Raw genomic sequence first — 24,490 nt, 5'->3', positions numbered from 1 at the left:
CCCGTCTGCCGGAAGGACGAGAATCGTCCTCGGACACGGAATCCCCCCTGGATCAGTGGTCGTTGAGGCGATGGTCGCACACAGGTGCGACAACACACTCACGAGTATTCAGGGGCGGAAAGCAGCTGTCCGGGGGCGGCCGCCGGCGAAGGTTTCCGTCAGTGCCGCCCCGTCACCCGGTCGGCGATCCGCGCCAGCCTCGACGCCTCGACGCTGCTGCTGACGCGCTCCCGCCGATCCGCCGCCCGGTAGGTGGCGTACAGCCCGTGCACGCCCAGCCAGCGCAGCGGCTCCGGCTCCCACTTGCGCACCTTGTGCCCGACCCACGGCAGGTCGGTGAGCTCGGTGCGCACGCCCTGTCCCGAGTCGATCTGCACGAGGTCCCGCAGGGTGCGCGCCGCGAGGTTCGCGGTGGCGACGCCGGAGCCGACGTAACCGCCCGCCCAGCCCAGCCCGCTCGTCCGGTCCAGCGTGACGGTCGCGCACCAGTCGCGCGGCACGCCCAGCACCCCCGACCACGCGTGCGCGATCCCCACACCGGCCAGCGACGGGAAGAACCCGACCAGGATCTCCCGCAGCGCCTCGATGGTCTCCGGCTGCGTGCGCCCGTCGTTGTCGGTCCGCGACCCGAAGCGGTACGGCACCCCGCGCCCGCCCAGCGCGATCCGCCCGTCGGCCGTGCGCTGGGCGTACATGTAGGCGTGCGCCATGTCGCCGAGCGTCTCGCGCCCGTCCCAGCCGACCGACTCCCACTGCTCGTCGGTCAGCGGCTCGGTGGCGATCATCGAGGAGTTCATCGGCAGCCAGGTCCGGTGCTGGCCCTTGAGGTTCGCCGTGAATCCCTCGGTGCAGCGCAGGACGTAGGGCGCGCGGACGGTGCCGTACGGGGTGACCGCGTGCTTGGGCCGGATCTCGGTGACCGGCGTCAGCTCGTGGATGGTCACGCCGAGCGCCTCGACGGCCGCCGCGAGCCCCTTGACCAGCTTCACCGGGTGCACCCGCGCCCCGTGCGGCGTCCACGTCGAGCCGACCGCGTCGGCCACCTTGATCCGCTCGGCGGTCCGCCGGGCGTCGTACAGCTCCCGGTCCTTCTCGCCGAACGCCAGCTCCTGCTCGTGGAACGCCTTCAGCCGCGCCAACTGGGCGGGCGTACGGGCGACCTCGAGCACACCGCCCTTGTGGACACCGGCGTCGAAACCCTCCGCCTCCACGACCCGGATGACCTCGTCCACGGTGTCGTTCATGGCCCGCTGAAGCCGTACGGCCGCCTCGTGGCCGTGCAGCTTCGCGTACCGGTCGCGGCCCGCGATGCCGTTGTACAGCCAGCCGCCGTTGCGCCCGGAGGCCCCGTATCCGCAGAACTTCTGCTCCAGGACGGTGATCCGCAGAAAGGGAACGGCCTTCTTCAGGTAGTAGGCCGTCCACAGTCCCGTGTATCCACCGCCCACGATCACCACATCCGCGGAGGTGTCCCCGCCGAGCGGCTCGCGCGCCGCAGGGAGGCCGTCGTCCGCGTACCAGAAGGAGATCCCGCCGTTCACGGCGTCACTGACCGAGCTGCTCATGGCGAGGACGTTAATTCGCGTGAGCCGATTCCGGCACCCCAGTAGGGTCGCGAAGTGATCGACATTCCGGACGAGCTCATCGCCCAGCACGTGCGCTACGACGGAGAGGCGGGCCGCGCCTACGTCGCCTCGCTCGCCGAACGCGGCACACACTTCCTGGAGCACTGGCGGCTGCGCCCGGACGGGCCGACGATGTACGGCCGCTGCGCGCTGGTCCTGCCGGTGCTGCGGGCCGACGGGACACGGGCCGTGCTCAAGCTCCAGGACACCGACGAGGAGACCGTCGGCGAGCCGGTCGCACTGCGGGCGTGGCACGGCGACGGAGCGGTCCGGCTCCTCGACTCCGACGACGCCACCGGCACCCTGCTCCTGGAACGCCTGAACCCGGACCGCCTCCTGGACGACCTCCCGGACACCCGCGAGGCCACCCTGGTCGTCGCCCGCCTGCTGGCCCACCTCACCACCACCCAGGCCCCACCGGACCTGCGCCGCCTGGGCGACCTCGCCGACGCCATGCTGGCCGACACGCCCGCCGCCCTGAAGGAAATCCCCGACCCCGCCACCCGCCGCCTCATCGCGGACTGCGCGGCGGCCGTACGCGAGGTCGCGGACGCCCCCGGCGACCGCCTCCTCCACTGGGACCTGCACTTCGAGAACGTCCTCGCCGCCGACCGGGCCCCCTGGCTCGCCATCGACCCCAAGCCCCTGGCGGGCGACCCCGGCTTCGACCTCTTCCCGGCCCTGTGGAACCGCTTCGACGCCGGCGAGGTGCTCTGGCGCTTCGACGCCATGACGGAGGTCCTCGGCCTGGACCGCGCCCGGGCCCGCGCCTGGACACTGGGCCGCGTGCTCCAGAACTCCCTGTGGCAGATCGACGAGGGCGACACCCCGCTCGACGCCCACATGGAGATCGCACGGCGCCTGCGCGACCACCCCGGTTAGCCTCGCCCCATGATCCGACCCGCCACACCCGCAGACATCCCCGCCCTGCACGCCCTGATCCGCGAACTCGCCGAGTACGAGAAGGCGCTGGAAGAGGCCAAGGCCACCGAGGAGCAGCTCCACGAGGCCCTCTTCGGTGACCGCCCCGCCGCCTACGCCCACATCGCGGCCGACGACGCGACCGGCGAGACCGTCGGCTGCGCCATCTGGTTCCTGAACTTCTCCACCTGGCGCGGAGTCCACGGCATCTACCTGGAGGACCTCTACGTCCGCCCCACCGCCCGCGGCGCCGGCCACGGCAAGGCCCTGCTCACCGAACTGGCCCGGCTCTGCGTGGAACGCGGCTACCAGCGCCTGGAGTGGTCCGTACTGAACTGGAACACCCCCTCCATCGCCTTCTACGAGTCCCTCGGCGCCCGCCCGCAGGACGAGTGGACGGTGTACCGCCTGACGGACGAGGCCCTGACGAAGCTCGGCTCCGATCCCCGGCCCCCGACCGTGTGAACGTCGTGCGCATGACCGCCCACCGATTGGGCACGGCTCCCTGGCATGAGCCCCACGAATATGCGCCGCCCCTCCCGATCCACCACGCCCGAGGCCGAGTTCGTCCCCGGCCTCGAACTGTCCCGGCGCTTCTACACCGACGCCGTGCGCCCGCTGCTGGAGGAGGCGGCCCCCGGCGTCCCCCACTCGGCCGCCCGCATCGGCAGCGGCTCGGAGGTCCTCGGCTACGACACCCCGCGCTCCGCCGACCACGAGTGGGGCCCGCGCCTGCAGGTCTTCCTGCACCGGCACGACGTATCGCGGCACGCGGCCCGCATCAGACACGTACTCGCCGAGCACCTGCCGAAGACCTTCCTGGGCCACCCGACGAACTTCGCCCGCACGGACGAGGCGGACGGAGACATCCGCGTCATGCGTCCGAGCGACGGCCCCGCCCACCACCGCGTCGAAGTGACCGGCACCTCCGCCTGGTTCACCGACACCCTGGGCTTCGACCCGGCCCAGGGCCTCACCACGGCCGACTGGCTGGCAACCCCCGCCCAGCTGCTGGCCGAGGTCACCGCGGGCGCCGTCTTCCACGACGGACTGCACACCCTCACCCCGTTACGCCGCGCGCTGCGCTGGTACCCCCACGACGTCTGGCTGTACGTCCTGGCCTGCCAGTGGCGGCGCATCGCACAGGAGGAGGCGTTCGTGGGCCGCGCCGGCGAGGTCGGCGACGAACTGGGCTCCGCCGTCACCGCCGCCCGCCTCGCCCGCGACCTGATGCGGCTGTGCCTGCTGATGGACCGCCGCTACCCGCCGTACGGCAAATGGCTCGGCACCGCCTTCGCCCGCACCGCCTCCGCCCCGCGCCTGTCCCCCGTCCTGACGGCCGCGCTCGCCGCCCCGGACCGGCACACCCGTGAACGCCATCTCGCGCACGCGTACGAGATCGTCGCGCACCAGCACAACGACCTGCGCCTGACCGATCGCGTCGCCCCCACCACGCGCCCGTACCACTCCCGCCCCTTCCAGGTCCTGCGCGCCGACCGCTTCACCGCCGCCCTGCTCGCCCGCGTCGACGACCCGGCCCTGAAGGACCAGCCGCCACTCGGCACGGTCGACCAGTTCGTCGACCGCACGGACGCGCTGACCCGCCCGGCCCTGGCCCGCGCCCTGAGCCACGACGCGCGCAAGTACTAGGCCGTACGGGATCCGCGCAGCGCCTGCGCGGCCGGCGCCCCGGCCGCCGCGAGCGACTCCAGCTCCCGGACCACGGCGTCGCCGATCAGCCCGGCGTCGCCCGACAGAAGATGGCTGACGACGGTGAGCGTGTAGGCGTCGCCGGTGTGCACGAGGCAGAGGTTGGCGGTGCCCGGCGGGGAGAGCTGCGGCAGCGGGACGACGCGCGCGAGGCGGCGGCCGTACAAGTGACTCGGGTTGTCCCGCCACTTGAAGGCCGTGCACAGGCTCGTGGTCAGCTCGGGGCGCGCCAGGCGCCTGGCCATCACCCCGGCCAGCAACGGCACGGTACGCGCGGCGCCCTGGAGGGCGGGAAGGATCGCGCGGTGGGCGTCGCAGCGCTGCTCGAACGCCGCGACCTGCTCCTGACAGGCCCGCAGCCGGGCCAGCGGCGAATCGAGGTCGACGGGCAGCGGGACCCGCAGCGCGGTGACGCCGTTGCCGAGCCGCTGCGCGTCCTGGCGGGTCCGCAGGTCGACCGGCACGGTGGCGTACAGCAGGTCGCGCCCCTTCGGCCAGGCGCGCAGGGCACCGGCGTACGTGCTCAGGAGCAGTTCGTTGAGCGTCGCCCCGCGCCCGCCGGCCGGCTGCCGCCTGGCCGCCCGCATCACCTGCGGGTCGATCCCGACCACGGCCACCGACGGCCGCGGTTCACCGGCGGACGACAGCGGCACAGGCCGGCCGAGGGCCCCGATGCGCCGCAGCTCCCGGCAGACGGCGGCCAGCGGGACCCGCGGCCGCGCCCCGGCGGCCGGCGCCGGCCGCGGCGGCGGCACGGCGTCGTCCATCAGCATCCGGAACAGCGTCTCCAGGGACCGGCCGTCCAGCAGCGCGTGATGGGCGAGCAGCACCACGGCGTGTTCCCCGGCCGGGGTGGCGGGCCGGGTCACCAGCAGCTTCCACAGGGGCCGCCCCGGCGGCAGGGGCTCCGCGACACCTTCGGACAGCAGCGAGTCGACGTCCCGGTCGGTGACGGCGATGTGCGCGGCCGGGTCGAACGGCCGCTCGGCCGACCACCGGTGGCCCGACACCGCGGACGGCCCGGCGGGAGGCACCGGCACCAGGCTCATCCGGTCCAGCGCGCCCCATCTGTCGAGCACCCGGTCCCGCACCTGCGCCAGGCCGAACGGCCCACCGCCCGAGGGGAACACCGCGGCGATGCCGACCGTCCCCGGCAGCCCGTTGCGCAGATGCCCTTCCTCGATGGCCGTCAGCCTCATCCTCCACAGCCTCCCGTTCGCAAGGCCCCCCAGAGCCCCCGCCCCCGCCCCCACCCCCGCCGGCGCCGTTCAGACGTGGGGGGAGTCGAACACGACACAGGCGTTGTGGCCGCCGAAGGCGAAACTGTTGCTGATCACCGGGCCGTCCGGGATCTTGCGTGCCTCGCCGGTGACCACGTCCAGCTCGCAACGGGGGTCCAGGCGCGTGAGATGCGCGGTCGGGGGCGCGAGCCCCTCCCGCACCGACAGGACCGTGATCACCGCCTCCAGCGCTCCCGCCAGTCCCAGCCCGTGCCCGGTCACCGCCTTCGGCGCGGTCACGGGCACCGCGCGCGACCCGAACAGGGCGCTGATGGCCCGCGCCTCGGCGAGGTCGTTCAGCTCGGTGCCGGTGCCGTGCGCGTTGACATGGGTGACGGCCTCCGCCGACGTACCGGCGTCGGCGAGCGCCTGCTCCATGCACGCCCGCGCGCCCGCCCCGTCGGGATGCGGTGCCGTCAGGTGGTGGGCGTCGGAGGTGCGGCCGTACCCGGTGAGCGTGGCGTGGATACGGGCGCCGCGCTCACGGGCGAGGTCCAGCCGCTCCAGCACCAGGAACGCCGCCCCTTCGGCGAGGACGAACCCGCGCCGGGCGATGTCGAACGGCCGTGACGCGCGGGCGGCGTCCTCGCGCTCGGTGACCATCGCCCCGGCCCGCCCGAAGGCCAGCGCGGTCGTCGGGGTCAGCGGGCTGTCGTGCCCGCCCGCCACCACCACGTCCGCGCACCCGGCCCGGATCATCTGCATCGCCTCGCCCACCGCGTGCGTCCCGGAGGCACAGGCGGTGGAGATCGTCAGACTGGGCCCGGTCACCGCGAGCCGCGCGCTGATCCAGTACGCGCCCGCGTTGTTCATCAGCCGGGGCGCGTAGAGCACGTCGGGATGCCCGATCCCGGCCTCCTGGCTGATCACCCCGCCGTATCCGGTGCCGGTGACCACCGCCCGCCGCGCGGAGGGCACCCGCAGCCCGCCGGCGTCCTCGACGGCGTCCACCGCCGCGCACAGGGCCAGCTGCACCGACCGGTCCGCCCGCCGGGTCTCCTTGGCGGTCAGATACCCGGAAGCATCGAAGCCGGGCATCGCGGCGGCGGGGTGGACGACGGTCCCCTCGTCGTCGAAGACGTGCAGCGAGGTCGCCGAGCGGCCCTCCAGCAGGCTCTCCCACAGCTCCCGCGGTGTCGCCCCGGCCCCGCAGCGGACGCCGAGTCCGGTGACGGCGACGGCGTGCCGGCCGGTCATCGGACCAGGGGGCTGTGGGCGTCACGGGCGCCGGCCCGCATCCGCACGACGAGGTCGGCGACATCGCCCACGGTGGACACCCCTGACTTGTCGGTCCCGCGCAGCGACACCCCGAACAACTCCTCGGCCGCCGCCTCCAGTTCGGTGATGTCCAGGCTGTCGGCCCCCAGATCGGCGACCAGCCGGGCCTCCGGCACGACCGCCTCCGTCGGCACCGACATCACCCGCGCGCACAGCGGGCGCAGCCCTTCCCATACGTCGCCCGTGTCCCGGCGTTCGGCTTCCATGCAACTGCCTCCCTGTCCTGGTGCCGTCAGAGCACCGACGGCGTCGCCGTCCGAGCCCATGTCTCGAACTCCGTGACGACCGCGTCGGCGAGCCGACCCGCGTCGTCCGGACCCCCGTTGCCCACCGCGGTGAGCGTGAACGCGTCCCCTGCCTGTGCCACCGCGAAGCTGACGGTGCCCGGGCGCTGCAGGGGCGGCAGCCCGACGACGCGCACGAGCCGGCAGCCCTGGAACGCGCTCGCGGCGCCGGGCCACTTCATGGCGGTCGTCGCGGTCGCCGCGAAACAGGAGTGCCGGCCGCTGCTGGTCAGCAGCCGGGTCACCCAGGGCCCCGTACGCCGTGCCGCCTCCGCCGCCGGAAACAGCACGGAGGCGTGTACGGCGGCCCGCTCGGGAACCCCCGCCAGCGCGTCCTGGCACGCCCGCAGCCGCGCCAGCGGACCGTCCACGTCGACGGGCAGCGGGACCCGCACGACGGTGACGGTGTTGCCCAGTTCCCCCGGATTCCCGCGGGAGCGCAGATCGCACGGTACGGCCGTGTAAGCGGGCACCTCCCGCTGGCGCCACCCGCGCACCGGGCCGTACCGGGCCCGCAGCGCCCCGGCCACCGCGCCCACCAGCAGCTCGTTCAGCGTCGCGCCCCGGCCGTCGGCGGGCTGCCGGCGCGCGGATCGTACGGTGTGCGCGGGCAGTTCGCGCACGGCGACCGAGGCGTACGCCTCACCGGGCGTCCGCGTCGGAAGGGCCTGCCCCGGCGCCGTCATCGCCCTGAGTTCCCGCCCGGCCGCCCGCAGCCCGCCGCGCGGCGACGGCACCGGCCGGCCCCGCTCCCGCACCGGCTCGGGCTCGTCCATCAGCGCGCGCATCAAGGTCGCCAGCGACCGCCCGTCCAGCAGCGTGTGCTGGGCGAGCAGCGCCAGGGCGAAGTCACCGCCGTGCGCGGCCGCGTCCGGGACCACGAAGAGCCGCCAGGGCGGCGTCCCGTCGGGCAGCGGCCGGTCCACGTTCCACGCCCACAGCTCGTCCAACTCGTTCCGTGTCACGGCGACCTGCTCGACGGGATCGAACGGCGCCGGTACGGCCCACCGCGCACGCCCCCGCGGCCCGGCCGGCCGGTCGAGCACGCGGCTCATCCGCTCCAGGCCCGCCCACCGCTCGACGACACGCGCCCGCACCCGGTCCACGTCGGGCCGCTCACCGGAGAGGACCACCGCCAGGCCGATGACTCCCGGGCACCCGTTCAGCAGCAGCATCTCGTCGGCACAGGACAGTCTCACGGGTCGCTCCGGATCTTGAGGGCCAGCATCAACGCCCGCCCCGTGACGGAGCGGGCGTTGAACCGGACGCTTCGTACGGTTACTTGAGCGCCTGGCTGTTGCAGCCCATGTCCGAGCCGAGGTGGCTGGGCTGGGCGCCCGGCGAGCCCTCGCCGTTGAGCGCGTTGGCCAGCACGCTGTTGAGAGCGCCGACATTGCCGAGGATGTCGATGTTCATGTCGTGCGAACGGCACTCGATGCCCTGCGTGATGTCCACGTCGTGGGCCCTCGCCTCACCGTGGCCGAAGGCGGTGCCCACGCCGAGGGAGCCGACACTGCCGAGGACGGCACCCACGAAGGCGGCCTTCTGGAGCTTGCGCATTTCTTCTCCTGGTCGAACGGAAGGGTTGTGCAGCGAACGGAGTTGGATCAGTGGCCTCTGGCGGGAAGCCGTCAGCCGAGCCGGGGCAGACCCAGCTGGCCCACGGGAGGCGCCGCGACCTGTCCGAGGCCGAGCCCGGGCACCTGCGGGGCGCTGGCCGGCGAGACCAGCGGGTTGATCAGCGGGTTCACCTCGGGGTTCACCTGCGGGTTCACCTGCGGCGCGACCCGCGGGGCGGGCTCCGGGTTGAAGACCTGCGGAGCGGAGACCTGCGGAGCGACCTGCGGCATGACCTGCGGGGCCGTCTGCGGGGTGACCTGCGGCACGACCTGCGGAACCGACTGCTGCGGTGCGGAGCGCGGCCCGTTGACGGCCTCCGCGAAGCCGCCCGACGAGGCCGAGGCGGTGGCGTAACCGGTCTCCTCGCGCGGGGCGGGCTGCGGAGCCGCGTACTGCGGCGCCGGCTGCGGCTGGTAGTGCGGCCGGCTGACCTGTGCCGTCCCCGTCGCCCGCGTCGACGCCACGGCCTGCGGGGCGGGCGGCGCGTAGTGGGGAGCGGGCGCCGGGGCGTACTGCGGCTGCGGAGCGTACTGCGGCGCCGGAGCGTACTGGGGGGCCGGAGCGTAGTACTGGGGCTGCGGAGCGTACTGCGGAGCGGGAGCGTACTGAGGTGCCGGGTACTCGGGAGCGGGCGCCGGAGCGGCACCGGCGTACCCGACGGGATATTCGGCCGCCTCGCTGACGCCGGCGCCGATGGCGGTCAGACCGCCGGCCGCTGCGACGACGAGCGCGGCCTTGTGAAGCTTGCGCATGGAACCCTCGGCCCTTCATTACCTGTACAGGGAAATCCGTTGTATTTCAGTGCAGTCTTGCGTGCGCTCAGTCTGATATTCGTACTGCGTCCCTTACAGGGGTAATGCCTGAGCTGTCATGTGGACTTCACGCCGGACCCTCTCTCACCGGGCAACGACATTTAGCGGGCCAAGTCACGGGATCTGCAATTCCGTCACTCCATTGCCATTCATCGGATTTACACAACCTGCTGGCAATTGGGTGACCGCACCTTTACCCACGTGACCGAAATCGCGGCCGTCTCGTTCCGCACCAGGAGAGAGCGAGTCCATCGCAGACGCATTTCCATACGTTCATACACAGGTCGATGAAGGGCCGGAGTTTCCATGCGCAAGCTTCACCAGGTCGCGCTCGTCGTAGCAGCAGCCAGTGGTCTGTCGGGGATCGGCGCCGGCCCGAGCGTCGCCGACGCGCCCGCCTACAACGGGACCGTCCCGCCGTCCGCCGGACAGCAGGACCTCCAGGCCACCTCATGGAGCCGCACCCAGGCCAACGCACAGTCCTCCAACCTGCCCCGCGCCCAGCGACAGGCGGCACCGCCGGAGCGCGGCGCCGAGGTCACCCCGCAGCTCAACCCCCAACTCAGCCCGAAGATCAGCCCGCAGGTCAACCCGCAGCCCTCCGTGGCGCCGTCCGGGCCGATCGAGCAGGCCAACCTGTTCCGCCCGTACCAGGAGTGCAGCCCGCAGTCGCTGCTCAACGCGGCCGTCCCGGTCGCCGTACTCGGCGCGGCCGAGACCGAGGGTGTCGACTGCGACCAGGCCAACAGCCAGGCGAACTCCCTCGCGCACGCCCGCTACACGCGCTGAGCGGCACCGACAGCCGGGCACCCGGGGCCCGTTCACCGCGATGCGACTTCCGGGTGCTTCCCGCGCGAGATCACACACCTCGGCGCGTCGCTCCGACATGTCCATATACTTCCTATTAATCTCCGGTAACTGTACGAAGTCGATCGCTTACCGATCGCGATCGCACCCACCTCACTCCACCGGAGATGACATGCACAAGCTTCGCAAGGCTGCCGTCGTGGTCGCCGCCCTCGGCACCGTCGGACTCCTGGGCGCCGGCACGGCCACCGCCGACGGCCACGGCGGTCACGGCAAGAAGGACGGCGACAAGTTCAGCGTGCTGCAGAGCTCCAACTGCAAGTCGCACGACCTGAACGTCGACGTCCTCGGCCAGGTCGGCGTCCTCAACGGCCTGCTGGGCAGCGCGCTCAACGGCGAGGGCCACCCGGGCAAGCAGGACACGCACCTGGGCTCGTCGATGGGCTGCAACAACAGCGCCTTCTAAGGCACTCACGGTCGCCTGGCCGACCGAAGCGGGAACAAGTCCCGGTACCGAGCCCCAAGCCCGGTACCGGGACTCCTTTTTGTGCCCGATTCATCTGCCCCGCTCGACAATTCACGGCCATCGGCCAAGGTGGTGAGACTTTTCCGAATTCGGGCGTGCCGCCGATTGCGTTTGAATACTTCCTATTAGCCTCCGTAATTGTACGAAGTCGATCTGCAACAGATCGATCCACTCCACTCCACCGGAGATGAACATGCACAAGCTCCGCACGGCCGCCGTTGTGTTCGCCGCCCTCGGAAGCGTCGGACTCCTGGGCGCCGGCGCCGCACACGCCGACGGCGACTTCGGCAAGAAGGGCGGCGACAGCATCAGCGTCCTCCAGAGCAGCACCTGCCGCTCGCACGACGCCAACGTCGACATCCTCGGCCAGGTCGGCATCGCCAACGGCCTGGGCGGCAACCTGCTGAACGGCGAGGGCGACCCGGGCGCGCAGGAGACCGGGCTGGGCTCGAGCATGGGCTGCAGCAACAGCGCTCTCGGCAAGTGACATAAGCCGAGTCCGCTCCCGGTGCCCCGGCCACAGGCCGGGGCACCGGTCTTTTCCGGACATGCGAATGCCGGATCGGGATCGCTCCCGATCCGGCATTCGCCGTCGGTACCTCAGAACTTGAATTTGGGGAGCTTGACGCCCTTGGGCAGTTCAGCCCTGTTGTTGCATTCCACGACCGGGCCCACGTCGACGGACCCGCCCTCCGTCAGACGCTCCTGGGCGCCGATGAAGCGCGGCCGCTCGGTCGTGGAGCAGTCCTGCTTCTGCAGGACGACGTACCCGTCGCGCTTGTCCTTGTGCACGACCTCGCTCTTCTTGACACACACGATGTCTCCCTGGGCGGTGATCGTGCAGTTGCCCTTGGGGTCATCGGCGTACGCCGGCGCGGCGCCGCTGTAGATCACGGCGAGCGCCCCGAGCAGCCCCGAGACGGTTGCGATCTTCTGTCGACGGATCATGTGCTGCGTTCCTTTTCCCTTGGTGAAGGTGGAAATGCCACAGCCCGGCCGCGCTCCCTGATGGGTCTGCCGCGCGTCCGGGCTGTGTCGCTAAGGGTGTTGTCCAGCACACCGTTGAACAGCCCACCTGATCCAGGAGTTGAGGCGTTCAGATCGTGCGCCATGCATACGGTGTTCCGACGGATGTCGATGCGCCTGAGCCCTGAGATGCGCGCATCGACGCTCGGCTTCTTTCTTACTGAGCGGCGTAGGGCGCCGGGGCGGCGGCCGGAGCGGCGGCGGGGGCGGCGGCGGGAGCGGAGTACTCGCCGTAGCCGTAGTCCGGAGCGGCGGCCTTGGGAGCGGCCTCCGGAGCGGCGGCCTCGGGAGCGGCGACCGGCGCGGCGACGGGCGCGGCCTCCGGAGCAGCGGCGGCCTTGTCGTACGGGGCACCCCAGTTGGCCACGGCGTTGGCCGTCGAGGTGGACACCGCGGTGACAGCCTGGCCGTCCCAGTCGTCCTCGTGGGCGAAGGCGCTACCCGCACCCACGCCGAAGGCGGACAGCCCTGCGACCGCGGCGGCTACGACGGCAACGCGCTGAAACCTGCGCATAGTTAGACCCTTTCTTCCCGGGCAAGAAGCCCTGGCTTGACTACTTAATGTGAGCATATACAAACAATCCGTAGCAATTTGGGACCTTCGCCCTTCTCTGTGTCGTGTCGGCACACATGCCAAGAGACCGGTGCGCACACCGATTTCCCTGCACGGAAAACGACGCCTCCCCGTGGTCGCGTCACGGTCGGCGCGGGCCGGTCACCCGTTTGCCGACAACTCCGTTGCGCAGACACGAAAACGGCGGATGGCCGGACCGGGTCGTCCCGGTCCGGCCATCCGCCGCGCGCGAAGCCTCAGCCCAACAGGCGGGCGAGCAGCGGGCTGGTCTCGTCCCTGTCGTTGCTGTTGTCGGAGATGGGGGCGGGCGCCTCGGCCACGGGGGTGGAGCCGTCGGCGCACGTGATGTGGGGCCCGATCCGCGTCTGTCCGCCGGACAGCACGCCGGCGGTGGGCAGGCTCAAGGGCTCCGTCGGCTGGCAGTTCACCGAACGACGCAGGACAAAGCCGTCACCCTCGGGGGTCTGCCCGGTGATCTGCTGAGTGCAGATGATGTTGCCCTGGGGGTCGAGGCTGCAGACACCCGGGCCCGCCGCGTGGGCCTGGGTCACTCCGAAACAGGTCATGGCGAGGCCGCCGAGAAGCCCTGAGACAGCCATGAACTTCTTCCCGGTGAACATGCGTTGTGTCTCCTTTGTGGGGGTGTTCTGTGGGGGTGTTCGCTTACGAATGTGGGGGTGTTCGCATACGAAATGAAGAACCGACCTGACAAGGACCAACCCGCGAGCGGCCATATCGCACGGGACCAACCGCTCTTTGCCGCACCGCTAGTTCAGGGGCCGCCGGCGCCCCGCACGGGCCGCAGGAGCGAGAAAGCGCTCCGGGCCACCGCACAGGGACGGGCCCCTTCGGGGGTGACCCCGAAGGGGCCCGCAAGAGGCGTCGCGCACGACTATGCCGCCGACCTCAGCCGGTGAAGGCGTTGTTGAACTGACCGCAAGTGGTGTCGAAGGTCTCGGAGAGGCCGAGCACGGCGACCGGGACATCGGTCGCGGCCACCGTCTGGGGGCTGCACTCCTGGTACGGGCGGTAGAGGTCCGACACGGACGGCGTGGCGTCGTAGGCGACACTCGTGCCGGCACCGATGGCGGACAGGCCGCCGGCAGCCGCTGCGGCGATCATGACCTGGTGAAGCTTGCGCATGGAACCCTCGGATTTCATTACATGTACATTGAGGCTGATTGCCCACTGTGACGGGACGAACACTAGCAGTAGCGATCCTATTCCACGGCGGTGCATGTCCCGTGTCCCAAGGGGGACATGGGGACTCGAAAACGAGTGGGAAAAGACGTGCGGGGCGGTGTCATTCGACAACCGCCCCGCATTGCGAGAGCCCCCTGTCGGATTCGAACCGACGACCTGCTGTTTACAAGACAGCCGCTCTGGACCAACTGAGCTAAGGAGGCCTGCACGCGCTGTCACGCACGCGCCCGTGCAGTGTACCCAGGTTCCGAGTGGGCCCTGTCGAAAATTTCCGCGAAGTTCACATGCCCCCAGGTACTGACAGACCAGGCGAACGCCAGGTACCGTCCAGAGCCAGTCCGCACATGTGGACTAAACCAACCACCTTCCTACAACGGATCGTCCGGCACGTTCCTGCCGGTAGAAGGGGGCCCATTCACCATGGCCACTGTCTCGTTCGACAAGGCGACCCGGATCTACCCGGGCACCGAGAAGCCCGCCGTGGACGCGCTCGACATCCACATCGAGGACGGAGAGTTCCTCGTACTGGTCGGCCCGTCCGGCTGCGGCAAGTCCACCTCGCTCCGCATGCTGGCGGGGCTCGAGGACGTCAACGGCGGCGCCATCCGTATCGGTGACCGCGACGTCACGCACCTGCCGCCGAAGGACCGGGACATCGCCATGGTGTTCCAGAACTACGCGCTGTACCCGCACATGACCGTCGCCGACAACATGGGCTTCGCGCTCAAGATCGCCGGCGTCAACAAGGCGGACATCCGCAAGAAGGTCGAGGAGGCCGCGAAGATCCTCGACCTCACCGAGTACCTGGACCGCAAGCCGAAGGCCCTCTCCGGCGGTCAGCGCCAGCGTGTCGCGATGGGCCGCGCCATCGTGCGTGAGCCGCAGGTCTTCCTCATGGACGAGCCGCTGTCGAACCTCGACGCCAAGCTCCGTGTCTCGACCCGTACGCAGATCGCGTCGCTCCAGCGCCGCCTCGGCATCACCACCGTCTACGTCACCCACGACCAGGTCGAGGCCATGACGATGGGCGACCGCGTGGCCGTCCTCAAGGACGGCCTGCTCCAGCAGGTCGACACCCCGCGCAACATGTACGACCGTCCGGCCAACCTCTTCGTCGCCGGCTTCATCGGCTCCCCGGCCATGAACCTGGTCGAGGTCCCGATCACCGACGGCGGTGTGAAGTTCGGCAACTCGGTCGTCCCGGTCGACCGTGAGGCGCTCTCCGCCGCCACCGACAAGACCGTCACCGTCGGTGTCCGCCCCGAGCACTTCGACGTGGCCGGCTCCGAGTCGGAGCAGGGTCTTGCCGTCACCGTCAACGTGGTCGAGGAGCTCGGCGCCGACGCGTACGTCTACGGCACCGCCAAGGTCGGCGGCGACGACTCCAAGGACCTCGTCGTCCGCGTCAGCGGCCGTGACGTCCCGGAGAAGGGCAGCACGCTGCACATCGTCCCGCGATCGGGCGAGACCCACGTGTTCTCCACCTCCACCGGTGAGCGCCTCTCCGACTGAGCGCAACCCGAGGACATCCAGGCAGGACAACCGGGGTAATTCACCCAGGTTGACGAAGAGGGCCCCGCAGAGTGCTGCGGGGCCCTTCTCGTTGTCGACAAATACCCCGGCATACCGGTCATTTCGAGCAGCGTGCGTCAACACGAGACCCTGGTTTGAAGGCACTCTCGTCCCCCGAACCGGTGACTAAATGTCGCCATATCAGCACCGAACGCTACTCTCACTCGCGTGAAGCACTCCACCACCCAACAGACACGACGCGGCCACCGGGGCCCCGCCCGCCAGCTCGGCCGCACCATCGCCCTCGTCCTGCCCGTCGTCCTGGTGCTCTCCGGGACGCTCGCGGTCACCCGGGTCAACTGGTCGGGGAACCCCTCGGACTCGGTGCTCGCCGCGACCGACGTATCGAGCGCGGGCGACGCCAAGAACGCCGCCCCGCGCGCCCCCCAGGACGTGCTGCGCGACCAGCTGCTGACCGAGCTGCAGGAGAAGGACCCGGGCGTCGCCCTCACCCACCTCCAGCAGGCCGTCGACGAGCGGCCGTCCCTCACCCGGCACTGCGCCTCGATCGCCCGCGCGCTCGGGCGGGCGGCGGTCCGCGTGTACGGCCCCACGCGGGCGCAGTCCTACTCGCGTCCCGTGTGCGACACGGCGTTCGCCTCGGGCGTCGCCGCGGCGCACGGATAGCCTCGGGGCCTCTTCAAGGAACGGTTGCCGGCGAATGCCGCGAGCGGGGCGCCGCGTACAGTTCGGGCATGACTGATCCGAACGCCGCGTCCCGCCCCGTTCAAGCCGTCATCCTGGCCGGGGGCCAGGGGTCCCGGCTGCGCCCCTACACCGACGACCGGCCCAAGCCGATGGTCGAGATCCCCGGCACGGGGACTCCGATCATCGGCCATCAGCTTTCCTGGCTCGCCGAGGAGGGTGTGACGGACGTCGTGGTCAGCTGCGGTCATCTCGCCGAGGTGCTGCAGGACTGGCTGAAGTCGGCCGACCTCCCGGTGCGGGTCACGACCGTCGTCGAGACGGAGCCCCTCGGGCGCGGTGGCGGGCTGAAGTACGCGGCGGCGCATCTGCCGCATCCGGAGAAGCCCTGGTACGCGACGAACGGTGACATCTGGACCCGGTTCTCGCTGCGGGACATGGCCGACTTCCACACCGAGCGGGACGCGGTGGCGACGCTCGCTCTGGCCCGGCCGCGCATTCCGTGGGGCGCCGTGCAGACGGACGGCTTCGGGCACATCACGGACTTCATCGAGTCCCCGCCGTCGACGTTCGAGATCAACGCGGGTGTGTACGTCTTCTCGCCCGCCTTCGCCGGCCTGCTGCCCGAGCGCGGCGACCACGAACGTACGACGTTTCCCCATCTCGCCCGGGAGCGGCGCTTGGCCGGCTTCCCGATCCCTCAGGGTGCGTACTGGCGGGCCATCGACACCGCCAAGGACCTGACCGAGGCCGCGAAGGAACTGGCGGCGCTGGGCCGCTGAGCGGGCTGCCGGCGGCGGCCGGTCTCCGTGCCGGACATGACGAAGGGCCCTGGACGGAATCGCGTCCGGGGCCCTTCGTCGTGTTCGGCGGCGTCGTCGTGTCAGCCGGTGGGACCTTTGCCGAGGAGGTCGCCCACCGGCCCGCCTACCCCAACAGGCCGCCTACCAGGCCCGGTTCGTCCTCCCCGGAGCCGCCCGTGGAGCCGCCGCCGGAGGTGGGCCCGCCGGACGTGGGGCCGGTCGTGGTGCTGGGGGCCTCGTCGGCGGGGGCGGTCTGCTGCGGCGGGGCCTGCCCCTCCGTGCCCTGCGTCTGGCTCGGCGTGCCCACGCCCGTCGAGCCCGTGTCGCTCGTGGCACCCGGCGTCGTCGCGGCACCGGACGGGGTGGCCGCCCCCGAGGTGGCTCCCTGGGTGGGCGAGTTGGAGGCCGACGGCGTCCTGTCCTGCTGCTTCTGCGACTCCTCCGGCAGCGGGGAGCCCGGGAGCTCGTTGCGCGGGGCCTCGCCCGGCCCGGGGACCACCACGCGGTCGGCGTCGCGGACCGCGCCACCGAGGAGCGAGCCGATCAGCAGGGTCAGGCCCGTGACGATCGCCGTGATCAGGGCGCCGCGGCGCAGCACGTACTGACGCAGCTCCCAGATGTCCGAGCGCGGCCCCAGCCGGCGCCAGGCCATGCCCGCGAGGCGGCCGTCGATGGAGTAGACGGGAGCACCGGCGATGATCAACGGGGACCAGGCGGCGAGGTAGATGATGTCGGGGGCGTCGTAGACCGGGACGCTCTTCCAGCTGACGGTGAGCAGGAGCGCGGCCGACAGCAGGGCGCCGACGACCGCCGCGACCCGCTGCCAGCACCCCAGGACCGTGAGCACACCCACGATGACCTGGAAGAAGGCGATGACCAGGCCGGAGCCCACGGGGTGTTCGAGGGCGAACTGGCGCAGGGGCTCCGCCACTTCCCAGGGGTGCAGGGTGTTCAGCCACTTGACCATGGAGCCGCGCTGGCCGCCGTCGAAGTAGACGGGGTCGCACAGCTTGCCCATGCCGGCGTAGATGGAGATGAAGCCGAGGAAGACCCGCAGGGGGAGCAGGACGACACCGAGGTTCATGCGGCGGCCGGGGTAGTAGGCGTGCCGCGCCGGGTCGTCGCCGAGGCGCTTCGGCGGGGTGCCGGTGTCCTCCGGCTCGTCGGCCTCCTCGAACTCCTCGGCCGCGTACGCGAACTCCTCGTCGTACGCGCTCTCGACCCTGCGCATGTTCGGCAGCAGCCTGGTCTCGAGGGATTCGTGGGTGCGCTGCGGTCCCACGATCGGCGTTTCGACCGTCTGCGCCATCTCGTCGTCGTAGCCGTCGCCGTACGGGCCGCCATAGCCGCCGACGTCGACGCGCGGGATGACCTGCGTGCCCCCTGCGGCCGGGCCGGGTTCGTCGCCATGCCGGACACTGCCGTCCCGCACGGCCTGGAGCAGGCGGTGGGCGCCGGTGTCGTCGGGAGCCGACGTGCCGTTCCAGACGGCGACCCGGCGGCGGGGGCCGGGAGCCGCGCCCGCTCTGCCGGCCGCGCCCATGGCCGGGATACGGGCGGTGTCCTCGCCGGCGCTCAAGTGCCGGGCGATCTGCGCAGATTTGGTGCGCCCGGTCGACGCGCCCAGCAGCACGCGGAAGCTCGCGTGATTGACGATGATCTGCGCCGGATCGCTCGGCACCTTCACCATGCTCAGCGCGGGAGCGTCGTCGTATCCCGACGAGCGGTCCCCCGTGGGTGTGCGGGGTGTTCTGGTGTCCACACTCAACTAACCGAGTGACATGTGGTTAGGACACTGCTTTGACCGGTCCGATCTGTCCGGACCGCGTCAAAGATGCGCAGGTCGCACCACTGTCACCAGAATTAACCCGCACGGGTGACGCAGCGGACGTCTGTTCAGACGCGTCGACGAGCCGCCTCGTACAGCACGATGCCCGCCGCCACACCGGCGTTCAGCGACTCCGCGCCGCCCGGCATCGGAATGCGGACCCGGAAGTCGCAGGTCTCGCCGACGAGTCGGGACAGGCCCTTGCCCTCGCTGCCCACGACGATCACGACCGGGCCGTCCAGAGCCTCCAGCTCGCCGATCTCGGCCTCGCCGTCGGCGGCCAGGCCGACGACCACGATGCCCGCCTTCTTGTACGCCTCCAGGGCGCGGGTCAGGTTCGTGGCGCGGGCGACCGGGGTGCGCGCCGCCGTGCCCGCGGACGTCTTCCAGGCGCCGGCCGTCATGCCGGCGGCGCGACGCTCGGGCACGACGACTCCGTGGCCGCCGAACGCCGAGACCGAGCGGACGACCGCGCCGAGGTTCCGCGGGTCCGTCACCCCGTCGAGCGCCACGATGAGCGGGTCCTCCCCCGCGTCGGCGGCGGCGCCGGCGAGGTCCTCGGGGTGGGCGTACTCGTACGGCGGGACCTGCAGGACCAGGCCCTGGTGGTTCAGGCCGTTGGTCATGCGGTCCAGCTCGGGGCGCGGGGCCTCCATGAGGTTGATGCCGCCGCGCTCGGCGGCGAGCTGGAGGGCCTCGCGGACGCGCTCGTCGTTGTCGATGAACTGCTGGACGTAGAGCGTGGACGCCGGGACGCCCTCGCGCAGCGCCTCGACGACCGGGTTGCGGCCGACGACCAGCTCCGAGGTGCCCTTGCCGCCGCGCCCACGGGGCGCGGGACGGCGTACGGACTGCTTCGCCTTGGCATTGGCGATGCGGTTCTTCTTGTGTCCCTTGCGCATCTCGGCGGGCGGGGTCGGGCCCTTACCTTCCAGGCCCTTGCGTCGCTGGCCGCCACTGCCGACCTGCGCGCCCTTCTTGCCGGACATGCGGCGGTTGTTCGCGGCCATGACTTACCTGTCCTACCCGTCTGTCGTGAAGCTTTTCGTACGTACGTCTATGCAGTGTGCCGCCCGGAGGGCCGGACGGCACAATCGATCACCGACCGGTGGCTACCGCGGGCCGAGACTCCAGCGCGGTCCCTGCGGGCTGTCCTCGATGACGAGGCCCGACTGGCCGAGCTGGTCGCGGATGGCGTCGGCGGTGGCCCAGTCCTTGCGGGAGCGGGCGGCCTCGCGCTGGTCGAGGACCATGCGGACGAGGCTGTCGACCACGCCGTGCAGATCCTCGCCGCGGTCGGTCTCGCCGGCCCAGTGCGGGTCCAGCGGGTCGAGGCCGAGGACGCCGAGCATGGCGCGCACCTCGGCGAGGCGGGCCACGGCGGCTTCCTTGTCGTCGGCGGCCAGCGCGCTGTTGCCCTGCCTGACGGTGGTGTGCACGACCGCCAGCGCCTGCGGGACGCCCAGGTCGTCGTCCATCGCCTCGGCGAAGGCAAGCGGGACCTCGGGGGCCGGTTCGACGACGCCCGCCTTCTCCACCACGCGCTGCACGAAGCCCTCGATGCGCGCGAACGCGGACTCGGCCTCGCGCAGGGCCTCCTCGCTGTACTCGATGGTCGAGCGGTAGTGCGGGGTGCCCAGGTAGTAGCGCAGGACGATCGGGCGCCACTGCTTGACCATCTCGGACACCAGCACGCTGTTGCCGAGCGACTTCGACATCTTCTCGCCGCTCATGGTGACCCAGGCGTTGTGCACCCAGTACTTGGCGAAGTCGTCACCGTAGGCCTTGGCCTGGGCGATCTCGTTCTCGTGGTGCGGGAAGATCAGGTCGAGGCCGCCGCCGTGGATGTCGAAGGCGGAGCCGAGGTACTTGTGCGCCATCGCAGAGCACTCCAGGTGCCAGCCCGGCCGGCCCCGGCCCCACGGCGTCTCCCAGTCGGGCTCCCCCGGCTTGGCGGCCTTCCACATCGCGAAGTCGCGCGGGTCGCGCTTCCCGGAGATGCCCTCCTCGGCGGGCTGCCGCATCTCGTCGAGGTCCTGCCGGGACAGCTCCAGGTAGGCGGGCCAGGAGCGGACGTCGAAGTAGACGCTGCCGTCCGCCTCGTAGGCGTGTCCGCGCTCGATGAGCCCGCGCATCATCTCGACCATCTCGGTGATGTGGCCGGTGGCGCGGGGCTCGTAGGTCGGCGGGAGGCAGCCGAGGGCGGTGTAGCCGTCGGTGAAGGCGCGCTCGTTCTCGTAGCCGATGGACCACCAAGGGCGGTGCTGCTCGGCGGACTTGGCGATGATCTTGTCGTCGATGTCCGTGACGTTCCTGATGAACGTCACGTCATAGCCGCGGTAGGCGAACCAGCGGCGCATGATGTCGAAGTTGAGACCGGAGCGGATGTGCCCGATGTGGGGCGCGGCCTGCACGGTGGCGCCACAGAGGTAGATCGAGACACAGCCCGGCGTGAGCGGGGTGAAGTCACGGATCTGCCGGGCGCTGGTGTCGTACAGGCGAATAGTCACGGGTCCAGGGTAGTCGGCGATGCCCGGTGCCTCGGACGGTTGTGGATAACAGTCAGATCGTGGTCCGCACCACGAGCGCCGTGGCCACGGCCATCAGCCCTTCACCCCTACCGGGGAACCCCAGTCCGTCGGTCGTCGCGCCCGACACCGACACCGGCGCGCCCGCGGCCTCCGAAAGGATCTTCTGCGCCTCGTCGCGGCGCTTGCCGATCTTCGGGCGGGGGCCGACGACCTGCACCGCGACGTTGCCGATGCGGAAGCCCGCCTCGCGCACGATCCGGGCCGCCTCGGTCAGGAGCACGACCCCGGAGGCGCCGGACCACTCCGGCCGTCCCGTGCCGAAGTGCTGCCCCAGGTCACCGAGGCCGGCCGCCGAGAAGAGCGCGTTGCACGCCGCGTGGGCGACGACGTCCGCGTCGGAGTGGCCGGCCAGTCCCGGGCCCTCGCCCTCCCACTTCAGGCCGGCGCACCACAACTCGCGGCCCTCCTCGAACGCGTGGATGTCGGTGCCGATGCCGACCTGGGGAAGCAGGGGTGCGTCAGAAGCCATCGTTGAGCCTCCGGCGGGCCAGGACCGCCTCCGCCAGGACCAGGTCCAGCGGGCGGGTGACCTTGAAGGCCTCCTCGTGGCCGGGGACGACCACGACGGTCAGGCCGAGTTTCTCGACCATGCCGGCGTCGTCGGTGACGTCGTCGGTCACCTTCTCGTGGGCGCGGATCAGCGTGGCGCGGTCGAAGCCCTGCGGAGTCTGTACGGCACGCAGGCGGGAGCGCGGCGGGGTGGCCACCACGGGCTCGGGGTCCCCCGGGTTCGCCGCGGGCTCGACCTCCTTGACCGTGTCGGCGAGGGGCAGCGCGGGCACCACGGCCGGCGCGCCGTCCCGTACCGCCTCGATCACCGCGTCGACCGTGTCCACCGGCACCAGCGGGCGGGCCGCGTCGTGCACCAGGACGATGCCGCAGTCCGGCGGCAGCGCGTCGAGGCCGAGCTTGACGGACTCCTGGCGACTCTCGCCGCCGGGGACCACGAGGAAGTCGGTGCGCTCGGGCAGCGCGTGCGCGTCGAGCAGCGACTTGACCTCGGCGGCGCCGTCGGGCGGGGCGACCACGACCACCAGCGAGACCGCGCGGGACGCGGCCAGTGCGCGGACGGCGTGGATGAGCATCGGCGTGCCGTTCAGCGCCCGAAGCGCTTTGGGGGCGCCCGGGCCGAGGCGCACGCCCCGTCCGGCGGCCGGAATCACTACGGCCGTACGGGTGCCGGCGGAGGTTCCGGTGCGGGCTTCCGTGGGCGAAGGGCGCGAATCGTCAGACATCGGTTCCCGTCAGGTTTGTGTGCTCGGCCTAGGTGGGTATGGCCTCAGCGTGCCGGGTGGGACGCCTCGACCGAACCCTTCCGTGACAACGGTCGAGCGAGCTGCCCGGACCCGGCACATCAAGTATCGGGGATACCCCCGAGGCAGGACGTACGGCCGAGGCAGGACGTACGGCGTCTGTGAGCGAACATGCCGCAGCGCCCGGCGACAGCAAAGACGTCATCGGGCACCGCGGCACTTTTTTAAGTCAACACAGCCACTGTGCTGAAACTGAGGCGGATGGACCGCGTCAGGACGCGAGAACCTCGTCGAGCAGGGCCTCGGCCTTGTCCTCGTTGGTGTTCTCCGCGAGGGCGAGCTCGCTCACCAGGATCTGGCGGGCCTTGGCGAGCATGCGCTTCTCACCGGCGGAGAGTCCGCGCTCGCGCTCACGACGCCACAGGTCACGCACGACTTCCGCGACCTTGATGACATCGCCGGAGGCGAGCTTCTCCAGATTTGCCTTGTATCGACGCGACCAGTTCGTGGGCTCCTCGGCGTACGGCGCGCGCAGCACCTCGAAGACCCGGTCCAGCCCGTCCTGACCGACCACATCACGCACGCCGACGAACTCCGCATTGTCCGCTGGCACACGTACCGTCAGGTCACCCTGGGCGACCTTCAGCACCAAGTAGGTCTTGTCCACGCCTTTGATCTGGCGAGTTTCGATGGCCTCGATCAGCGCGGCCCCGTGATGGGGATAGACCACGGTGTCGCCAACCTTGAACGTCATGTGACAGGTACCCCTTCCGTGGCTATCCAGGGTAACACGGAAACGGCGGGTTCTGAATGGCGTTTTCGCAGGTCAGGGCATATCTCGGGGCTTGACAACTCTAACCGGAACGTGCTGCGCGGGCCGACCGGAAGAAGGTATTCGCAGGTGGGAGCGGCTCTGCGGGCGAGGTGAAACGCGTACGTTACACACATCCGGCGGCGCCTCCGAGTGGCCGAACGTACACATATGTCCGGTTCCAAGTGTGCGACTTCCGCTACTCCGTTCGGCGTCCCGAGTCGAGTGCCGGACGATTCCCGGAATTGATCACGACCAGGTCGGCCGGGTGCTCGGTGATCAATTCCGGGAGGGCCGCGCATTCCTTCACGGAAATTTTGCGGGGGTGCTCGCGAGGGGCTTATGTGAATGACGGACGAGCGGGCCCGCAATGTGACTCCCGGGTCACTGGTGGGTGAAGAGCCGGGTGTGGAAGAGGTACTTCGACGGCACTTGGGTCCCTGAGGGGAGGGTCGGGTGCGGTCGCGCGGGAACGGCTCGGTAACCTAAGGCCGCTGACAGACACTTAGGGCGGCTTCACGCGCCCGCCCCGTTCGAGTCAAGGAGTTGCCGCCGCCGTGAGCAGCAGCCTTCGACGCGGCGCACTCGCCGCCGCCGCCCTCGCGTTCTCGATCACCTCGCTCGCCGCTTGCGCCGCCGGCAACAACGCCCAGACGCTGGAGATCAAGCCGGACAACGCGGCCACCACCGTCGGTGACATCAAGATCCAGAACGCCGTGGTGATCACCCAGCCCGACCTGGAGTCGACCGGCCCGGCCGCGATCTCCGCCACCCTGTTCAACTCGGGCAAGACCGCCCAGACGCTGGACGCGATCAAGGTCGACGACACCGACAAGACCGCCGAGCTCAAGGCCGCCAAGGGGGGCAGCCTGACCATCCCGGCCGGCGGCTCGCTGATCCTCGGCGGCAAGGACAACGCCGCCGCGACGCTGCCCAGCAGCCGTGAGGCGGTCAAGGACGGCAACGCCCAGAAGATCACCTTCACCTTCAGCAAGACCGGTGACGTGAGCCTGCGTGCCTTCGTCGTGCCGGCCGAGCACTACTTCGAGAGCTGGGGGCCGAGCGAGGTCCCGTCGGCGCCGGGTACGTCCTCGCCGGGCGGTTCGCCGAGCGCTACCCCGGGCGAAGGCGCCGGGGCCACGCCGACCGGCGAGGCCTCCGGGAGCGGCACGGAGACCGCCGGTGCCGGTACGAGTGCCGGCGCGGGCGACGGGGCCGGGACGCCGACCGCGACCGACAGCGCCTCGCAGTCGGCCGCCGGTCACTGAGCGGACGTACGCTGCTGTGTACGTACACAGCAGAAAGGGCGGGCCCTCCGGAT

27 protein-coding genes and 1 tRNA gene are annotated in these 24,490 nt (G+C 71.0%); 10 read left to right on the top strand and 18 right to left on the bottom strand.

The window, feature by feature from the left end:
* Positions 1–158: 158 nt before the first annotated feature.
* A complete protein-coding gene (locus ACIRD7_RS24315; protein WP_403456682.1) occupies positions 159–1,565 on the bottom strand; it encodes an NAD(P)/FAD-dependent oxidoreductase in 1,407 nt (468 codons plus the stop codon).
* Positions 1,566–1,619: 54 nt separating this feature from the next.
* On the opposite strand from ACIRD7_RS24315, the gene ACIRD7_RS24310 reads away from it, so the two are divergent.
* From ACIRD7_RS24310 to ACIRD7_RS24300, 3 genes are read left to right on the top strand one after another with little or no spacing between them, the layout of a single operon-like run.
* Positions 1,620–2,507, top strand: a complete 888-nt coding sequence (locus ACIRD7_RS24310) for an aminoglycoside phosphotransferase family protein (protein WP_403456679.1) — start codon at positions 1,620–1,622, stop codon at positions 2,505–2,507.
* A 9-nt stretch (positions 2,508–2,516) separates the two neighbouring features.
* Positions 2,517–3,011: a GNAT family N-acetyltransferase gene (locus ACIRD7_RS24305; protein WP_403456676.1), complete on the top strand. Its 495-nt coding sequence runs from the start codon at positions 2,517–2,519 to the stop codon at positions 3,009–3,011.
* A gap of 45 nt (positions 3,012–3,056) precedes the next feature.
* Positions 3,057–4,196, top strand: coding sequence for a DUF4037 domain-containing protein (locus ACIRD7_RS24300; protein WP_403456673.1), 1,140 nt, complete (start codon positions 3,057–3,059; stop codon positions 4,194–4,196).
* Here the strand turns inward: ACIRD7_RS24300 and ACIRD7_RS24295 are convergent.
* The 6 genes from ACIRD7_RS24295 to ACIRD7_RS24270 all read right to left on the bottom strand — a co-directional run bounded on the left by ACIRD7_RS24295 (position 4,193) and on the right by ACIRD7_RS24270 (position 9,470).
* Positions 4,193–5,455 (bottom strand): wax ester/triacylglycerol synthase domain-containing protein, encoded by a 1,263-nt coding sequence (locus tag ACIRD7_RS24295; protein ID WP_403456670.1) that lies wholly within the window; start codon positions 5,453–5,455, stop codon positions 4,193–4,195. The genes ACIRD7_RS24300 and ACIRD7_RS24295 overlap by 4 nt on opposite strands.
* A 69-nt stretch (positions 5,456–5,524) precedes the next feature.
* Positions 5,525–6,733, bottom strand: a complete 1,209-nt coding sequence (locus ACIRD7_RS24290; RefSeq protein WP_403456668.1) for a beta-ketoacyl-[acyl-carrier-protein] synthase family protein — start codon at positions 6,731–6,733, stop codon at positions 5,525–5,527.
* A complete protein-coding gene (locus ACIRD7_RS24285) occupies positions 6,730–7,020 on the bottom strand; it encodes an acyl carrier protein (protein ID WP_403456666.1) in 291 nt (96 codons plus the stop codon). The genes ACIRD7_RS24290 and ACIRD7_RS24285 overlap by 4 nt, the downstream gene beginning before the upstream one ends.
* A gap of 26 nt (positions 7,021–7,046) precedes the next feature.
* Positions 7,047–8,297, bottom strand: a complete 1,251-nt coding sequence (locus ACIRD7_RS24280; protein WP_403456664.1) for a WS/DGAT domain-containing protein — start codon at positions 8,295–8,297, stop codon at positions 7,047–7,049.
* Positions 8,298–8,376: 79 nt separating this feature from the next.
* Positions 8,377–8,658: a hypothetical protein gene (locus ACIRD7_RS24275; protein WP_403456662.1), complete on the bottom strand. Its 282-nt coding sequence runs from the start codon at positions 8,656–8,658 to the stop codon at positions 8,377–8,379.
* A 71-nt stretch (positions 8,659–8,729) separates the two neighbouring features.
* Positions 8,730–9,470, bottom strand: coding sequence for a hypothetical protein (locus ACIRD7_RS24270; RefSeq protein ID WP_403456660.1), 741 nt, complete (start codon positions 9,468–9,470; stop codon positions 8,730–8,732).
* Between the two features lie 366 nt (positions 9,471–9,836).
* Between ACIRD7_RS24270 and ACIRD7_RS24265 the strand changes: the two genes are divergently transcribed.
* The 3 genes from ACIRD7_RS24265 to ACIRD7_RS24255 all read left to right on the top strand — a co-directional run bounded on the left by ACIRD7_RS24265 (position 9,837) and on the right by ACIRD7_RS24255 (position 11,350).
* Positions 9,837–10,319 (top strand): hypothetical protein, encoded by a 483-nt coding sequence (locus ACIRD7_RS24265; protein WP_403456659.1) that lies wholly within the window; start codon positions 9,837–9,839, stop codon positions 10,317–10,319.
* A 190-nt stretch (positions 10,320–10,509) separates the two neighbouring features.
* On the top strand, positions 10,510–10,803 hold the full coding sequence (locus ACIRD7_RS24260) for a hypothetical protein (protein ID WP_403456656.1): 294 nt from the start codon (positions 10,510–10,512) through the stop codon (positions 10,801–10,803).
* 253 nt (positions 10,804–11,056) lie between these two features.
* Entirely contained in the window at positions 11,057–11,350 is a 294-nt protein-coding gene (locus tag ACIRD7_RS24255) for a hypothetical protein (protein WP_403456655.1), read from the top strand.
* Positions 11,351–11,463: 113 nt separating this feature from the next.
* Here ACIRD7_RS24255 and ACIRD7_RS24250 read toward each other — a convergent pair whose 3' ends face one another.
* The 5 genes from ACIRD7_RS24250 to ACIRD7_RS24230 form a co-directional block, all read right to left on the bottom strand.
* Positions 11,464–11,811, bottom strand: coding sequence for a hypothetical protein (locus tag ACIRD7_RS24250; RefSeq protein WP_403456654.1), 348 nt, complete (start codon positions 11,809–11,811; stop codon positions 11,464–11,466).
* Between the two features lie 235 nt (positions 11,812–12,046).
* Positions 12,047–12,403 carry a hypothetical protein gene (locus ACIRD7_RS24245; RefSeq protein ID WP_403456651.1) on the bottom strand — a complete coding sequence of 119 codons (357 nt, stop codon included), beginning with the start codon at positions 12,401–12,403 and terminating at the stop codon, positions 12,047–12,049.
* A 296-nt stretch (positions 12,404–12,699) separates the two neighbouring features.
* A complete protein-coding gene (locus ACIRD7_RS24240) occupies positions 12,700–13,083 on the bottom strand; it encodes a hypothetical protein (RefSeq protein WP_403456648.1) in 384 nt (127 codons plus the stop codon).
* 286 nt (positions 13,084–13,369) lie between these two features.
* Positions 13,370–13,606 (bottom strand): hypothetical protein, encoded by a 237-nt coding sequence (locus ACIRD7_RS24235; protein WP_194044498.1) that lies wholly within the window; start codon positions 13,604–13,606, stop codon positions 13,370–13,372.
* Between the two features lie 188 nt (positions 13,607–13,794).
* Positions 13,795–13,869: transfer RNA gene (locus ACIRD7_RS24230), tRNA-Thr, on the bottom strand.
* A 217-nt stretch (positions 13,870–14,086) separates the two neighbouring features.
* Between ACIRD7_RS24230 and ACIRD7_RS24225 the strand changes: the two genes are divergently transcribed.
* From ACIRD7_RS24225 to ACIRD7_RS24215, 3 genes are all read left to right on the top strand, one after another.
* Positions 14,087–15,178, top strand: a complete 1,092-nt coding sequence (locus tag ACIRD7_RS24225; RefSeq protein WP_403456646.1) for an ABC transporter ATP-binding protein — start codon at positions 14,087–14,089, stop codon at positions 15,176–15,178.
* 228 nt (positions 15,179–15,406) lie between these two features.
* A complete protein-coding gene (locus ACIRD7_RS24220; RefSeq protein ID WP_403456643.1) occupies positions 15,407–15,865 on the top strand; it encodes a hypothetical protein in 459 nt (152 codons plus the stop codon).
* A 68-nt stretch (positions 15,866–15,933) separates the two neighbouring features.
* The gene (locus tag ACIRD7_RS24215) at positions 15,934–16,665 is read left to right on the top strand and encodes an NDP-sugar synthase (protein ID WP_403456640.1); all 732 of its coding nucleotides are present in this window, start codon (positions 15,934–15,936) and stop codon (positions 16,663–16,665) included.
* Positions 16,666–16,810: 145 nt separating this feature from the next.
* On the opposite strand, the gene ACIRD7_RS24210 is transcribed toward ACIRD7_RS24215, so the two are convergent.
* From ACIRD7_RS24210 to ACIRD7_RS24185, 6 genes are all read right to left on the bottom strand, one after another.
* Positions 16,811–18,448 (bottom strand): DoxX family membrane protein, encoded by a 1,638-nt coding sequence (locus ACIRD7_RS24210; RefSeq protein WP_403456637.1) that lies wholly within the window; start codon positions 18,446–18,448, stop codon positions 16,811–16,813.
* A gap of 134 nt (positions 18,449–18,582) precedes the next feature.
* Positions 18,583–19,524 carry a 23S rRNA (guanosine(2251)-2'-O)-methyltransferase RlmB gene (gene rlmB, locus ACIRD7_RS24205; protein ID WP_403456634.1) on the bottom strand — a complete coding sequence of 314 codons (942 nt, stop codon included), beginning with the start codon at positions 19,522–19,524 and terminating at the stop codon, positions 18,583–18,585.
* 102 nt (positions 19,525–19,626) lie between these two features.
* Positions 19,627–21,024 (bottom strand): cysteine--tRNA ligase, encoded by a 1,398-nt coding sequence (gene cysS, locus ACIRD7_RS24200; protein ID WP_403456632.1) that lies wholly within the window; start codon positions 21,022–21,024, stop codon positions 19,627–19,629.
* A 52-nt stretch (positions 21,025–21,076) separates the two neighbouring features.
* Positions 21,077–21,574 carry a 2-C-methyl-D-erythritol 2,4-cyclodiphosphate synthase gene (gene ispF / locus ACIRD7_RS24195; RefSeq protein WP_403456629.1) on the bottom strand — a complete coding sequence of 166 codons (498 nt, stop codon included), beginning with the start codon at positions 21,572–21,574 and terminating at the stop codon, positions 21,077–21,079.
* Complete coding sequence (gene ispD, locus ACIRD7_RS24190) at positions 21,564–22,340, bottom strand: 2-C-methyl-D-erythritol 4-phosphate cytidylyltransferase (protein WP_403456626.1); 777 nt, start codon at positions 22,338–22,340, stop codon at positions 21,564–21,566. The genes ispF and ispD overlap by 11 nt, the downstream gene beginning before the upstream one ends.
* 289 nt (positions 22,341–22,629) lie before the next feature.
* Positions 22,630–23,112 (bottom strand): CarD family transcriptional regulator, encoded by a 483-nt coding sequence (locus ACIRD7_RS24185; RefSeq protein ID WP_003953493.1) that lies wholly within the window; start codon positions 23,110–23,112, stop codon positions 22,630–22,632.
* Between the two features lie 614 nt (positions 23,113–23,726).
* On the opposite strand from ACIRD7_RS24185, the gene ACIRD7_RS24180 reads away from it, so the two are divergent.
* A complete protein-coding gene (locus ACIRD7_RS24180) occupies positions 23,727–24,437 on the top strand; it encodes a DUF461 domain-containing protein (protein WP_403456623.1) in 711 nt (236 codons plus the stop codon).
* Positions 24,438–24,490 lie beyond the last annotated feature (53 nt).

The sequence above is a fragment of the Streptomyces sp. NPDC093568 genome (genome assembly GCF_044764945.1).
In the GTDB taxonomy this organism is placed as follows: Bacteria; Actinomycetota; Actinomycetes; order Streptomycetales; family Streptomycetaceae; genus Streptomyces.
Note: the sequence above shows the minus strand (reverse complement) of the source record. Positions and strands in the feature narration are given on the sequence as shown.

Excerpts from the sequence above, each read along its gene's own strand:
- ACIRD7_RS24315 (WP_403456682.1), bottom strand. The coding sequence starts at position 1,565 with ATGAGCAGCTCGGTCAGTGACGCCGTGAACGGCGGGATCTCCTTCTGG.
- ACIRD7_RS24305 (WP_403456676.1), top strand. The coding sequence starts at position 2,517 with ATGATCCGACCCGCCACACCCGCAGACATCCCCGCCCTGCACGCCCTG.
- ACIRD7_RS24300 (WP_403456673.1), top strand. The coding sequence starts at position 3,057 with ATGAGCCCCACGAATATGCGCCGCCCCTCCCGATCCACCACGCCCGAG.
- ACIRD7_RS24295 (WP_403456670.1), bottom strand. The coding sequence starts at position 5,455 with ATGAGGCTGACGGCCATCGAGGAAGGGCATCTGCGCAACGGGCTGCCG.
- ACIRD7_RS24290 (WP_403456668.1), bottom strand. The coding sequence starts at position 6,733 with ATGACCGGCCGGCACGCCGTCGCCGTCACCGGACTCGGCGTCCGCTGC.
- ACIRD7_RS24285 (WP_403456666.1), bottom strand. The coding sequence starts at position 7,020 with ATGGAAGCCGAACGCCGGGACACGGGCGACGTATGGGAAGGGCTGCGC.
- ACIRD7_RS24275 (WP_403456662.1), bottom strand. The coding sequence starts at position 8,658 with ATGCGCAAGCTCCAGAAGGCCGCCTTCGTGGGTGCCGTCCTCGGCAGT.
- ACIRD7_RS24270 (WP_403456660.1), bottom strand. The coding sequence starts at position 9,470 with ATGCGCAAGCTTCACAAGGCCGCGCTCGTCGTCGCAGCGGCCGGCGGT.
- ACIRD7_RS24265 (WP_403456659.1), top strand. The coding sequence starts at position 9,837 with ATGCGCAAGCTTCACCAGGTCGCGCTCGTCGTAGCAGCAGCCAGTGGT.
- ACIRD7_RS24260 (WP_403456656.1), top strand. The coding sequence starts at position 10,510 with ATGCACAAGCTTCGCAAGGCTGCCGTCGTGGTCGCCGCCCTCGGCACC.
- ACIRD7_RS24255 (WP_403456655.1), top strand. The coding sequence starts at position 11,057 with ATGCACAAGCTCCGCACGGCCGCCGTTGTGTTCGCCGCCCTCGGAAGC.
- ACIRD7_RS24250 (WP_403456654.1), bottom strand. The coding sequence starts at position 11,811 with ATGATCCGTCGACAGAAGATCGCAACCGTCTCGGGGCTGCTCGGGGCG.
- ACIRD7_RS24245 (WP_403456651.1), bottom strand. The coding sequence starts at position 12,403 with ATGCGCAGGTTTCAGCGCGTTGCCGTCGTAGCCGCCGCGGTCGCAGGG.
- ACIRD7_RS24240 (WP_403456648.1), bottom strand. The coding sequence starts at position 13,083 with ATGTTCACCGGGAAGAAGTTCATGGCTGTCTCAGGGCTTCTCGGCGGC.
- ACIRD7_RS24235 (WP_194044498.1), bottom strand. The coding sequence starts at position 13,606 with ATGCGCAAGCTTCACCAGGTCATGATCGCCGCAGCGGCTGCCGGCGGC.
- ACIRD7_RS24225 (WP_403456646.1), top strand. The coding sequence starts at position 14,087 with ATGGCCACTGTCTCGTTCGACAAGGCGACCCGGATCTACCCGGGCACC.
- ACIRD7_RS24215 (WP_403456640.1), top strand. The coding sequence starts at position 15,934 with ATGACTGATCCGAACGCCGCGTCCCGCCCCGTTCAAGCCGTCATCCTG.
- rlmB (WP_403456634.1), bottom strand. The coding sequence starts at position 19,524 with ATGGCCGCGAACAACCGCCGCATGTCCGGCAAGAAGGGCGCGCAGGTC.
- ispF (WP_403456629.1), bottom strand. The coding sequence starts at position 21,574 with ATGGCTTCTGACGCACCCCTGCTTCCCCAGGTCGGCATCGGCACCGAC.
- ispD (WP_403456626.1), bottom strand. The coding sequence starts at position 22,340 with ATGTCTGACGATTCGCGCCCTTCGCCCACGGAAGCCCGCACCGGAACC.
- ACIRD7_RS24185 (WP_003953493.1), bottom strand. The coding sequence starts at position 23,112 with ATGACGTTCAAGGTTGGCGACACCGTGGTCTATCCCCATCACGGGGCC.